General features: G+C 35.6%; 14 protein-coding genes. 11 read left to right on the forward strand and 3 right to left on the reverse strand.

The annotated features are described in order from the left end of the window. Positions 1 to 114: 114 nt before the first annotated feature. From ACFX4R_RS01920 to ACFX4R_RS01945, 6 genes are all read left to right on the forward strand, one after another. Positions 115 to 444: a PadR family transcriptional regulator gene (locus ACFX4R_RS01920; protein WP_014458816.1), complete on the forward strand. Its 330-nt coding sequence runs from the start codon at positions 115 to 117 to the stop codon at positions 442 to 444. Beyond that, positions 431 to 994 carry an HAAS signaling domain-containing protein gene (locus ACFX4R_RS01925; protein ID WP_097823097.1) on the forward strand — a complete coding sequence of 188 codons (564 nt, stop codon included), beginning with the start codon at positions 431 to 433 and terminating at the stop codon, positions 992 to 994. The genes ACFX4R_RS01920 and ACFX4R_RS01925 overlap by 14 nt, the downstream gene beginning before the upstream one ends. Then, entirely contained in the window at positions 984 to 1,847 is an 864-nt protein-coding gene (locus ACFX4R_RS01930) for a DUF4097 family beta strand repeat-containing protein (RefSeq protein WP_377568475.1), read from the forward strand. The genes ACFX4R_RS01925 and ACFX4R_RS01930 overlap by 11 nt, the downstream gene beginning before the upstream one ends. A 376-nt stretch (positions 1,848 to 2,223) precedes the next feature. Then, positions 2,224 to 3,390, forward strand: coding sequence for an alanine dehydrogenase (locus tag ACFX4R_RS01935; RefSeq protein WP_377568478.1), 1,167 nt, complete (start codon positions 2,224 to 2,226; stop codon positions 3,388 to 3,390). Between the two features lie 21 nt (positions 3,391 to 3,411). Beyond that, on the forward strand, positions 3,412 to 4,830 hold the full coding sequence (locus ACFX4R_RS01940; RefSeq protein ID WP_097823094.1) for a sodium/glutamate symporter: 1,419 nt from the start codon (positions 3,412 to 3,414) through the stop codon (positions 4,828 to 4,830). Between the two features lie 347 nt (positions 4,831 to 5,177). Then, the gene (locus ACFX4R_RS01945) at positions 5,178 to 5,564 is read left to right on the forward strand and encodes a hypothetical protein (protein ID WP_097823093.1); all 387 of its coding nucleotides are present in this window, start codon (positions 5,178 to 5,180) and stop codon (positions 5,562 to 5,564) included. A 153-nt stretch (positions 5,565 to 5,717) separates the two neighbouring features. On the opposite strand, the gene ACFX4R_RS01950 is transcribed toward ACFX4R_RS01945, so the two are convergent. Next, positions 5,718 to 6,830 carry a type II asparaginase gene (locus ACFX4R_RS01950; protein ID WP_097823092.1) on the reverse strand — a complete coding sequence of 371 codons (1,113 nt, stop codon included), beginning with the start codon at positions 6,828 to 6,830 and terminating at the stop codon, positions 5,718 to 5,720. Positions 6,831 to 7,382: 552 nt separating this feature from the next. Then, positions 7,383 to 8,216: an STAS domain-containing protein gene (locus tag ACFX4R_RS01955; RefSeq protein WP_377568483.1), complete on the reverse strand. Its 834-nt coding sequence runs from the start codon at positions 8,214 to 8,216 to the stop codon at positions 7,383 to 7,385. Between the two features lie 338 nt (positions 8,217 to 8,554). On the opposite strand from ACFX4R_RS01955, the gene ACFX4R_RS01960 reads away from it, so the two are divergent. The 5 genes from ACFX4R_RS01960 to ACFX4R_RS01980 all read left to right on the forward strand — a co-directional run bounded on the left by ACFX4R_RS01960 (position 8,555) and on the right by ACFX4R_RS01980 (position 11,636). Then, positions 8,555 to 8,752: a hypothetical protein gene (locus tag ACFX4R_RS01960; RefSeq protein WP_043978700.1), complete on the forward strand. Its 198-nt coding sequence runs from the start codon at positions 8,555 to 8,557 to the stop codon at positions 8,750 to 8,752. A 17-nt stretch (positions 8,753 to 8,769) separates the two neighbouring features. Next, positions 8,770 to 9,060, forward strand: coding sequence for a spore coat protein (locus tag ACFX4R_RS01965; RefSeq protein WP_060747271.1), 291 nt, complete (start codon positions 8,770 to 8,772; stop codon positions 9,058 to 9,060). Positions 9,061 to 9,379: 319 nt separating this feature from the next. After that, a complete protein-coding gene (locus ACFX4R_RS01970; protein WP_377569060.1) occupies positions 9,380 to 10,855 on the forward strand; it encodes an FAD-dependent oxidoreductase in 1,476 nt (491 codons plus the stop codon). 393 nt (positions 10,856 to 11,248) lie between these two features. Next, the gene (locus ACFX4R_RS01975; protein ID WP_097823089.1) at positions 11,249 to 11,449 is read left to right on the forward strand and encodes a hypothetical protein; all 201 of its coding nucleotides are present in this window, start codon (positions 11,249 to 11,251) and stop codon (positions 11,447 to 11,449) included. Then, a complete protein-coding gene (locus ACFX4R_RS01980; RefSeq protein WP_368484537.1) occupies positions 11,421 to 11,636 on the forward strand; it encodes a hypothetical protein in 216 nt (71 codons plus the stop codon). Before ACFX4R_RS01975 ends, ACFX4R_RS01980 begins: the two co-directional genes overlap by 29 nt. A gap of 198 nt (positions 11,637 to 11,834) precedes the next feature. Here the strand turns inward: ACFX4R_RS01980 and ACFX4R_RS01985 are convergent, their stop codons facing one another. Then, entirely contained in the window at positions 11,835 to 12,419 is a 585-nt protein-coding gene (locus ACFX4R_RS01985) for a YitT family protein (protein ID WP_377568487.1), read from the reverse strand. Positions 12,420 to 12,838 lie beyond the last annotated feature (419 nt).

Consider the following 12,838-nt stretch of genomic DNA (forward strand, 5'->3'; position numbering starts at 1 on the left):
AGTACCTTGCAATAAACAATAGCTGGTGATATATTGTAATTATTAGGAAGAAATTATAAATCAGTACTATACAATAAACAGTAGTGGACTGTGAAAAGAAAAGGGTGAAGAACAGTGAACGTACAATTTAAAAAAGGAGTTTTAGAGCTTTGTGTCCTTGTGTTGCTTGATAAAAAAGACCGCTATGGATATGAATTAGTTCAAAAAATCTCCGATCAAATTGAAATATCAGAAGGGTCAGTATATCCTCTTCTGCGCCGATTAACAAAAGAAGAATACTTCACAACGTACCTAAAAGAATCTACAGAAGGTCCCTCAAGGAAATATTATCAGCTTACCGATAAAGGAAGAGATTATTTATATGAACTTGTCGATGAATGGAATGAGTTTTCAAGAGGTGTTAATCAATTAATTAAAGAAGGTGTGAACAATGTCGAAGAGTAAATTTTTACAGCAATTAAATGAATCCTTAAAACCATTATCCGCAAAAGAACGGGCAGATATTTTACAAGATTATGAAGAACATTTTTCCATTGGCTTAGAAGAAGGAAAAACAGAAGAAGAAATTGTAACGTCGTTAGGTTCTCCGAATCAAATAGCTAAAGAATTGCTCGCAGATTATCACGTTGAGCAAGCAACAGCTAAGGCAACAACTCAAAATATCTTAAGAGCCACGTGGGCCGTAATTGGGTTAGCCTTTTTTAATGTAGTGATTGTTCTTGGACCCGCCGTCGCATTAGCTGGCTTCATTTTGTCAGCTTGGGCCATAGGTCTATGTTTCTTGCTATCTCCGATTCTAGTTCTTGGTGAGGCTATTGTACATTCGAGCGGATTTTTTCTCTTTAATTTATTTATGTCTTTAGCATTTTGCGGAATTGGATATTTTATTATGTTAGGTATGTTAGTTGTGACGAAGCTAGCTATAAAAGGCTTTGTACGTTATCTAAAATACAATGTATCACTTGTGAAAGGCGGTTTAAAACGTGCTGAATAAAAAGAAACTCTCCATTCTTGCAGGCATTCTCATCCTTGTTGGGATTATAGGAGGCCTCCTTACGTATCGTGCTATTGATCCTGAACCTATTTCAAAAGAAAAAGTTATTAAAAGCAATCAAGTATCAAAGGTAAACATCGATACGGATAATACTCGTGTTCATGTATACCCTATCAAAGGCGATAATATCAAAGTAACATTAAAAGGCGAAACATCTCCTAATATAAAAAGAGACTTCACTACTGACGTTAGAAATTCAACGCTTTTTATCTCTTATAGTGAACAACAGCGCAGCTGGGTCAATTTTGACATTGTTAGTGTATTAAAACCGCTATCTATCAACGTTTATTTGCCTGAAAAACAGTATAATTCATTGGGGATTTCCAGCAACAATGGGTATGTGTCTGTTAAAAAATTACGCGCAGCAGATGTTTCCATTCGCGCAAACAACGGACGTGTAGAATTAGAGAACATTGATTCACAAAACTTGAACACCAGCGTACACAATGGACTTACAAGCATAAAAAATGCTGCAGCAAAAACGGTTCAAGCAAAAGGAAATAACGGGAAAATAACGCTGAGTAACGTGGAAGGTAGTTTAGAAGGCGAAACGCATAATGGAAGTATCGCCTTAGAAACAAAAGAACTTGATCGAGATATTGACCTTAAAACGAACAATGGAAAGATTAAAATTAAGACGGAAAAAGAACCAAGTAACGTTCAATTTAATGTTTCCGTGGACAATGGAAAAGTCGATATTCTAAATAAATATGATAGGGACGCTGTTATTGGAAAAGGAAAGAATATTATTAAACTAGCCACTCATAACGGCAGTATTTCCGTAACAAAGTAGCCTGTTAGCTCTACGGCATAAAGCTCATCTGCAAAAAAGCAGAGGCACAGCTAGCCGCAGATAATCAAAAAAAGGTTTCACTCATTGAACGTTGATGAGTGGAACCTTTTTTCTATGCAAGATTAATAAGGTAACAGCTTGTCATGACATACATAAACAGGTATTAATTTCAGATCCTTTTGAATTTTTATTCATTTTAATTTATACTTTGGTAAGTAAATGCAGAATAAGGTTCTATTAGAACAATCTCTTCAAAGTTTGTGTGTAGCAAGATAAGGTACATTTGCTTTAATCTGAATATTTCTAATAATTTCTTTAATCTTAAGATCACGCATGAAGGAGAGGCATTTACAAAAATGAATTTAGGGGGATCAACATGATATTTGGTGTATTAAAAGACAATAAAGTGGGAGAGTATCGAGTCATTATGACACCTTTAGAGGTTGCTGCTATTAAAGACGATGGCCATACGGTCCTTGTTCAAAAAGATGCGGGCGCATTAGCGGGATTTACGAATGAACAGTATGAAAAAGAAGGGGCCGAAATAGTAGAAACAACAGAAGAGATGTATGAAAGATGTGACTTTATAGCAAAAGTTAAAGAGATTGAAGAAAATGAGTATAAGTTGCTCAAGAAAAATCAAATTATCTATACGTGTATACATCCAGCTGCACATAAAGAGCAGGTACAAGCTATCCTCGATAGCAAATGTATCGCGTTCACTGCGGAAGATTCACATCGATTTGGTTCAGTAAACTGTGAAGCAGCAGGAAAACAAGGCGCACTAATGGGGCTTCAAGCCATGCTGACGATTAACGGAGGAAAAGGAAAATTTGTTAGTGGCTTAGCTGGAGCTCCCGGTATGAAGGTACTGATCCTTGGAGGAGGACTAGTAGGGAGGTCTGCTCTGCAAGTTTTACATTCATTAGGTGCGTGGTGTACGGTTATGGATATAAATTACGGAACATTAAGAGATATCGGCAAAACGTATAATGAAAAAGTGAATACTCAGCTATCAACTAAGCAAAATATTAAAAAACTGCTTCCTGAAACTGATATGGTAATTAACTGTGTGAAATGGCCAAAGGAACGCAAAGATTATTTAATAGAGTGCGATATGCTCAATTTAATGGAAAAAGGATCAGTTATTGTAGATATTAGCAATGACACTGACGGTGCAATTGAATCTTTCCGTGAAACAACTCATGAACATCCTACATATATTGAAAATGGTGTCGTTCATTACTGTGTCAGCAATATTCCTGGAGCGATTGCTAACTCTACTTCTGTAGCTTATGCAGCGTCCGTGCTGCCACATATTCAGTCCATCCTAAATTCGGGTGTAAAATCAGCCTGTATCAAAGATGGATTTTTAAGACGCAGCTTAACCGCTTATAAAGGATACCTCACACATGAAGAAACAAGTTCTATACAAAATAGACCTTGGATCAGACCAGAGAACGTATTACATATACAAGGGGAAAAGCTAGACCTAGCACCACCCGCTACATCAACAAGATCAGCTAATTTGTTAAGCATTTAAAGTTGCAAAAGGAGGATATGAATGACTGTATATACGATACTAGTAGATTTTGCTTGTGCCAGTGTTCTGATTTTGATAGGCATGCTGCTTCGCGCAAAATTTAAATTTATCCAAAGAAGTTTTATTCCAGCAAGCTTATTGGCAGGTTTTTTAGGTTTAGCATTAGGACCTAGCTTTTTAAACATCCTACCTTTTTCTGAAGATATTAGCTCCTATGCAGGGATTATTACCATTTTTGTATTTGCGGCAGTTGGAATAAACGGGTTTTCTTTTTCACCCGGCAATATGAAAAAGGATATCAATCGAATGGGCGCATATGCCACTTATAAAATTCTTTGTATAGGCCTTCAAATGTCTATTCCGATTGTCTTTTCTATTTTAGTGATTTCAAAGTTTGCTCCAGAAATTAATAACGGATTTGGTTTACTTTTAGCAGCCGGATTTTATGGAGGACATGGAACAGCGGCAGCGGTAGGTACAACCTTTGAAAATCTAGGCTGGGAAAATGCAACGGACTTAGGGATGACCGCTGCTACCGGCGGTATTTTAGCAGGTATTTTTGGTGGACTTATTTTTATAAAATGGGCAACTCGAAAGGGATACACTCATTATGTAAAAGACTTCTCGGAAATTTCCGAGGATTTAAAAACGGGATTAGTTCAGCCTAAAAATAGAACAGCAATGGGGGATGACACTATTTCACCAATTGCGATGGATCCATTAGCCTTTCATTTAGCATTATTAGTTGTGCCATCAGGTTTGGGATACTTATTAAACAATTATATTGCGACTGCTTGGGGACTAGAATTCCCAACGTTTACAATAGCATTTTTGATAGCGCTGCTTATGTACATATTGCTAGGCAAAGGAGAAAAAGGGGTTTATAAATACGTTGATAGTAAGGTAGTCGATCGTTTAGGCAGTGCAGCAACCGATTTTCTTGTATTTTTTGGAGTAGCTTCAATCAAATTACCTATTGTTGTGGAATATGCACTTCCACTGGGTTTATTAATGCTTTCAGGTATAGCAATAGTAGTGGTGATGCTAGTCGTAATTGGACCGGCCATGAACTATGAAAGCTGGTTTGAACGTTCCATATTTGTGTATGGCTATTCAACAGGTGTGTTTGCAATTGGGCTTACATTACTAAGAATTATTGACCCTAATAACAAATCAAAAACACTTACAGATACAGCGGTAGTTGGACCGCTTAATACACCGTTAGAATTATTTGCGTGGTCAGCAGGGCCTGTTATGCTCTTAAGCGGACAGCACTGGACGTTTGTTGGGATTTTTGCAGGCATATCGATTCTATGTTTCGTCATCGCTAGAATCTTCAAATGGTGGCACTGGAAGGTTCCTTTAGGGGCGCGTCCTCCTGTTCCATTAGATAGAAATGAAGGGGTTATTCGAATAACTGGAGAACATATTGAAAAATAACGTAGGTTAAATAAAATATGCATACTAAACTCATTCTATTTATATCTTATGAATGAGAGACAAGAGCCCGTAAACGTATGTTTACGGGCTCTTACAATGCAATGAGAAGCTTGTGATAGAGAAGGGGAATTCTTTAGTTTTCTAACAGGATTTTTCTCTTGTCTTTCCTCCTGAACGAATTGTTCGCAAGGGACTTACATTAAGCTCGTGATAAGTCCTATTGTACTCTCCGTAAGCAGAAAACTTTAAAAAATATACCTTCTTTTATGCTGAAAAAGGAATATTTCTTTAAATAAAACGATACTATTTTCTGATACAACCTATTCCTGCGAAAGGAGCAAAAATAAATGAAACGATATGTTGCGTACGGCTTGTTACTCACAGTGTCTTTAGTATTTGCAGTTTTTTTAATTGTTGATTGGCGCCAATACGAAACTGGGTTAGAACATGCTATTAAGCCTGCTGCTAATAACTATGAGAACAGCAAAAACTATGTTTCTGACAAACGTATGATAGATGTCATTGTAAAGCTAACGAAAGAAAGCCCTGCAACATTTGGAACAAGATTAAAAAGTGCGCAAAGAATAGATGAGGGGCGTGTCCATGTGAATACCAATAAGCTAGAGGGCATTATTGAGTTAAAAGATATAGAAGGCAAGACCTTGGTATGGCGTGTACTAGACAACACATCAAATCATTTAATTATAGAAAGCAAGAACTGGGGAAATGAATAAGGGACCTGCGGATGGTTTCTTTCCTAATTAAAAGAGGGTGAGACAAAAGTATGTTAATGATGTCTCAACCTCTTTATGTCCTTCTTATAAGCTGTCATTGCCAATTGTTCTTGGAAAATTTAGCTAAAACAGAGGATGAAAGATATTTTTGATTTAATACTCATTAAAGTAGGTTTGAATCTTTTGAGGGTCCTTTGTTTTCGTTAAAGCAAGCATTAAAAGAATACGGGCTTTTTGTGGATTTAATGAATCGGATGTAACAAACGTATCTTTATCATCTGATTCTTCATGTGTCACAACTCCGCTTCCTACCCGGCTAGATCTGACCATAACTACGCCTTTTTTTACCGCATCTCTAGCACCTGTTAGAGCAGCATCGGATAGCAGTCCATTTCCTGCTCCTGCAACGACGATTCCTTTTGCTTCAGTTTTTACGGCTGTGTCATAAAAATCCCTAGAATCGTTTTGATACCCATATATGATGTCTACTTGAGGAAGCTTATCTAATTTTGATACATCGAATATTGATTGTGTTGTATGCTTGCGAGTTGGTTTGTTATAAAATATTATCTTATCTCCAGCTATTTCTCCTACATATCCTTGTTCAGGGGATTTAAACGTATCTACTGCCGTTGTATGTGTTTTTGTTATATAACGAGCTGCACCAATTCGATCGTTAAGCGCTACTAAAACGCCGGTATTTCGTGCGTCTTTTGTAGAAGCAATTTTCACTGCATTATACAAGTTTAGCGGTCCATCTGCACTTATAGCGGTAGCTGGTCTCATTGAACCAACCACAACCACAGGTTTGTCACTCTTTACTACTAAATTTAGAAAATAAGCCGTTTCCTCCATCGTATCAGATCCGTGTGTCACGACAATTCCATCAACATCCTTAGAAGCTAATAGTGTATTAATCCGCTTCGCTAACTTTAACAAAATACTGTTATCTATATTTTGACTTCCGATATTTACGACCTGTTCTCCGCTTACATTCGCTATTTTTTTCAACTGAGGAACAGCTTTGATAATTGTTTTAATGTTAAGAGCTCCTGATTCATATCCAGTTGTGTCTGTGCTGCTTTCAGAAGAGCCTGCAATCGTACCTCCAGTGGCCAAAATCTTTATATTAGGCTGCTCTTCTTTCACTGAATGTTTTACAGTCATTTTAGAATCATTTACCGATGCATTGACCAATGATAAAGGTCCCGAAAATAAGATAACGCTTGATAAAAAGGTGATGCCTATTATTTTTTTCAGTTTCATCTTTATTTAGCTCCTTTTATTGAAAATACATGTAATGGTATTATTGGTGATTTAATTTTAAAATATCCAATCATTTGTCCATACGAAGAATAAATAGATAAATGAATTATTTTTATAAGCTACTTTACTATCAAACGGATTATAAGAACGGGAAACCCTTAATGAAAAATGTGCAAACCATTTAAATATGTTAAGATTGATTTCATCATTTACATAACTTATAGAAGAAGCTCGTCAAAAAGAAGCCTTTGCTATGATTAGCAAAGGCTTCTTTTTGACAAGAATTATGATGAATATGACTAGCTTAAAAGAAATGCACCCAATACTGCTTTTTTTATTTCTACCTGTCAATATTAGGAGTTCTAAAAGCTAACTCACAGTAGAAGAGAACTCAAAAATATACAGTTCTTTTTCTTCATATTAGTATGTTATCAGTGGAAGAACAAATAAATTATTTGTTCTCTTTGTACCTGAAGTTTCCTCCTAATGGGAAGGGTACGTCTATTTATGATATAACCGACATAAAAAAATGCTTAGTACTTTGATTCAATATCACTCATGCAAAAGCTTATTTACTGCATCTTTTAACTTTCCATAAGTTTTCAATTTGCTCATATCTATTCCTAATTGAACAGCAGTTAAGGCTATTTCCGGACGGATACCTGTGATGGTTGTATCAATGCCAAGTAGGTCCAACATCTTTATAACCTGAAATAATTCATTGGTCATCATAGTATCAATCGAAGGTGCACCTGATAAGTCAATAATTAAACAAGACAGATTGAGCTCTTTTGCTTGCAGCATAACTTTCTTTGCAAAATCACTATTTTTATAATCATCAACCTGACCAATTAGAGGCAGCACACCCACTGTATCGGAAATACTGATGACAGGCGTGCTAAGCTCAGAAATCAACATTTTTTGAGCTTGAGACTGCGCTTCTGAAACTTGTCCGTAATAAAGCGTAAAAAGTTCTATCATCCGATCAAACGCTTCATTTACTACTTTATTCCATAAAAAAAGCTCTTCATATGTAATGCTAGATGAATGAAGGTGAAAAAAAGATTCAATCTGTTTAAAAAAGATTAAACGAAACTTTTTAAAATGATGAATACTATGATAAAGAGAATCGCCTCTTTGAGCCCTTTTTGAGGCAACTTCCTGTGCCCAGTCACTAAGAGTATCTAATGACTCTCCTATAAGAACTTTTACAATTTTACAAGTGAAATATTGATTTTGTACTCGAAGATATTCGGTTGTTTGGGAAGAGACATCAGCTGTGTAGATTGAATCCTTTTCCACTTCCCGTGAGTCTAGCCATTCTTGAGACATTTCATCAATATGTTCTAGTAAAAAGTCATGTAGCTTTTCTGTCATTTCCTGCATAACATGTTCTCCTTTATTGTTATCTAACGTTCCGTTTCCCGGTTTACTTGTATGAAAAACTTCTACTTGTTTATGAAGCATCTTGGATATGTAATTGGTAACTATTTATTTAACGTTTCGTTATTATTTAATGTCAGAGGACTCTCTTGATTTTTAATATCTCTTTCTTTTTCCTTTTGATATAGAAAATGGTTTATATAAATAGACTCATTTATGCTAGTTGTAATACCTGGGCATATTTTTCTGAAACATTAAAAAAATTAGATAATTACTGTTTAAATGGAAACAAGCTGGGAATATAGTTCACAAGCCAGAAAATTCTAAGGAGGAATTGAGATATGTCAAAAAAATTAGCTATGCACGAGACGCTAGAAGTTCATGAAATCTTAACGCTTAAAACGTCATGTGTAACAAAAGGCACAGCAATGCTGGAATTGGTAGAAGATGAAAAATTAAAAAAGATTCTGGAAGAAGACGTCCAAACGTCTACTGAAGCAATTAATGAATTAAAAAAAATCTTAAAGAAAGCTCAATAAACAGGAGGGATTTAGGAATGGCTGCTAAAAGTACGCTTAACAAAACATTAGATGATCTTGCTATTGCAACTGATTTGTTGTTATCAGCGAAAAACGGTGTACGAACATATGCCGTAGCTCTCACGGAAACAGCAACTCCAGAAGTTCGGAAAGTATTAAAAAAACAATTGGATGAAGCCATCGAACTTCATGAAAAGATTGCTCAATATATGATTGATAATGAAATGTATCATGCCTATGATGTTGAAGAGCAAGTAAATCACGATTTAAAAAAAGCAGATAAAGCGTTAGAGTTAGCAAAAGGTTAAAATCAATATTCGTAGATATATATTTTCTATAAAAAAGAGAAAGTCTAATTCAAATAGACTCTCTCTTTTTTTATCTATATTAAAGACTTTTTGAATTAAGATTATAAAATAATACAAGTCCACATATCGAAGGCTGTATTCCTCATATAAGTATGAACTTTAAATAAATGGAAATCCTGATAACACTACTATCAAAATATTGAATGGAGGTCGTAATGTGACTCATAATGAACACAAGGGAGAACAGCTTCCGCAGACGCCTGAACCATACTGGAGAGATTTTATTGATTTGCCGGAGTTTCCCGCTTTAGATAATGACATGGATGTAGATGTTGTAGTTGTAGGCGGAGGGATTACAGGTCTTACTTCTGCGTACCTCTTAGTCAATGAAGGTCTAAAGGTAGGCGTTTTAGAAGCAGGAAGACTATTGAATGGCACAACGGGGCATACGACAGCAAAAGTTACTGCCCAGCACGATTTGATCTACGATGAATTTATTCGGAATTTTGGAAGAAGTAAGGCAAGATTATACTATGAAGCTAATGCGGATGCTTTGAATTTTATTAAGAAAACAGTTGAAGAACATCAAATTGATTGTGATTTCATCATGCAAGATGCTTACATATATGCTACTACTGATGAGTATGCTCTAAAACTTGAAAAAGAGGCAGAAGCTTATAAGGAACTTAACATTGATGGTGAATTGGCAGACCATATTCCTTTTAACGTAAAAATTAAAAAAGCCCTTGTGATGAAAGACCAGGCACAGTTTCATCCCATTAAATACCTCGTTCACCTCGTTCAAGCTATTAAGCAAAAAGGCGGACTTATTTTTGAACATACAGCGGCAGTGAATATTGAATCTGGGGATAAGCAAACAGTTCTTACACGAGAAGGGATGCGTGTTACAGGAAGCTACGTTCTTTCTTGCTCGCATTTTCCTTTCTATGAAGGGCTGGGCCTTTACTCTGCTAGAATGCACGCTGACCGCTCATATATCCTTGCTGTTAAAGCCAAAGAAGCTTATCCAGGTGGAATGTATATTAGCGCTGATCAACCAACACGTTCCCTGCGTTCTACAGTTATTAACGGTGAGGAAATGGTTCTTGTAGCGGGAGAAAGCCATCAAACAGGCCAAGGAAAAGATACAATGGAACATTATAAAGCGTTAAAGAATTTTGGTGAACAAGTTTTCGACATAGAAAATATTGTATATCGCTGGTCAGCACAAGACTTAGTCACGCTTGATAAACTTCCTTATATTGGAGAAATCACCTCGAGTCAACCTAATATACTCGTCGCTACTGGTTATAGGAAATGGGGAATGACAAATGGAACAGCAGCAGCACTCTTATTCAGAGATATAATTCTAGGCAAAGAGAACGCCTATCAACATTTATATTCGCCGTCGCGTTTTTACGCAAACCCCAGCTTGAAAAATTTCTTAGTAGAAAATGCTGATGTCGTAAGCCATCTCATCAAAGGTAAGCTTGAAATCTCTGATGTAAGAGCTGAAGATCTATCTAATGATGAAGGGGCGGTAATTACGGTTCGAGGCCATCGAAAGGGAGCATACAAAGATCAAGAAGGAAAAATCCACATTGTAGATACAACCTGTACTCACATTGGCTGCGAAGTCGAATGGAACAGTGGAGATCGTTCTTGGGATTGCCCTTGCCATGGATCTAGATTTTCTTATACAGGAGAAGTTATAGAAGGCCCAGCAGAAAAGCCTCTGCAGAAATATGATTACACAATGCTCGATAACCTTACATCAGAGGATTCTGGGTATTAAAGACATTCTTTCTTTATGAAAATTATTTAAAACGGCAGGCTAGATCATGAACTCTCAGTTGGATTTGAAATCTCTGACTGCAGGGTTCTTTTTTTACTGTTTTACTAAAGGCATGATAATGATGAACTACAATTTCTTTTATGTAAACCTCCTATAATTAATTTGACTTCTTCTATAATAAATATCACATACTTTTTTCCATTTTAATTCACACTGAATATATGTTTTTATTCCTCACAATCAGCAGAAAACCATACAAAATAAACATTTTTCTACCAGTTATAAGAAATAGCTTGCAAACAAAAAAGTGTTCATTTTTTCCAAACATTTTTCTTAAAGGAACAGACGATTATAAACAAGTACGTTCTATCTACTTTAAGGAGGTTTTTAAGAATGACTAAAAACAACCAACGCTATAAGCAAAAAGATGCTCAGCTACTTGGAGGGAATATTACTGATACTGAATTAGGACAAGAACTGGGAAGCATTCATCAAGCAATTTCCCAGCTAAGTCAAAACTTTTCTCAACTACTTGCCGTGGGACTTATTTTTATTACCCATCTCCATGATATTTTTTATACAAGTAAAGCCTAAAATTAACCCCGTAATCAAAGCACTGATTTATTCAGCAGTAGGTGCTTTTATTGGCCTTCCACTACTTAATTGGATTGGTATTTATAAACCGCTGCACTGGAGGTACATTTATTCCTTTCCTATTCTAATTATTATTTACTTAGCTGCATCTTACATAGCTTCTAGAGGAAAGTTTGAAAAATTATAGGTGGAAATGTTAAGGCTAATGTTTAATAATTAGAGCAAGCTACTCAAGATGCAATAGAGCATCCGCTAACGATTATTGTTAATGCAACTTATAGAAAAAGACTATCCCTTATAGTTGAAAAGAGATGGTCTTTTTAATTTATAAAAAACAGGAAGAGGCAAAAACAGGAGATAGAAGATACTAATTTTATAATTCAAATTACTCTTTTTTAGTAATTAACCAAGTCGTCAATCCCCCTATAAAAATTGTTGAACATGAAAAAAGAAACATTTTAGGTCCTAGTAAAGGAAGACCTGCTGTTATAATCAAACCGTCTATAATTAAAATAACCATCCCTATGTTCAAAGAAAAAGCTTTTGATATTAGTTGAGCTAGTAAATCTGTTCCTCCAGTGCTTGTCTCATATCGAAGCATAAGACCAACTCCTGTCCCAATAAATATCCCTCCAAGGATTACACTAGAAAAAATAGAAAATTGAAACTGGTTTTTAATAGGTTCTAGCCAGTCAATCAATAAAGAAGAAATAATTAGCCCATAAAAACTATTATAAAAATAATGCCGTTCATAAATCCAAGCAAACCAACATAGTGGGAGACCTAAAATGATCATCGTTACACCTGTGGGGAATTCAAAATAATAGTGAAGGATGAGAGCAATTCCAATTGTTCCTCCATCCAACAAATAATGAGGAACTAAAAATCCATTAATTCCGATGCTTAGCAATAAGCTTCCCACAAAAACAACCGGTATTTTTCGAAAAATAATAATCACCTTTTTAGTCAATTTATCTCTTACTATATTTATATGTTTTTATTACCTGTTATGAATTTTTTTTGTAAATGAATAAAGGCTTATCTCTTGAGCAAACTAGCCAAGACGCCGTGAGGGCATCATAAAATAGCTCTCGACTCCTTACGAGGAAAGAAAAAGCCACTAATTAGAGGGAAAATCCCTAATTAGTGGCTTTTTTATTTTTAAGCTGTTTAGATCTTTACTTATTGTTTTAAACCTAGATAATTTACGAAGTGATAGAGTTCATACAACTTTTTGGCTGTACAGTTTAAGTGAGGAATTCGGAGAGAGAAAAGTAAGTTTCATAAGTCAGTGTTATCAACTTGTTTTACTTCTTCTAACAAAGAAAAATTTCTAGGGAGCCAGAGACTCAGTCCAGTATGTCCCCATAGATACAACTAAGATGTTCA

Origin of the sequence: Priestia sp. YIM B13490, from assembly GCF_042787735.1 — a bacterium.
In the GTDB taxonomy this organism is placed as follows: Bacteria; Bacillota; Bacilli; order Bacillales; family Bacillaceae_H; genus Priestia; species Priestia megaterium.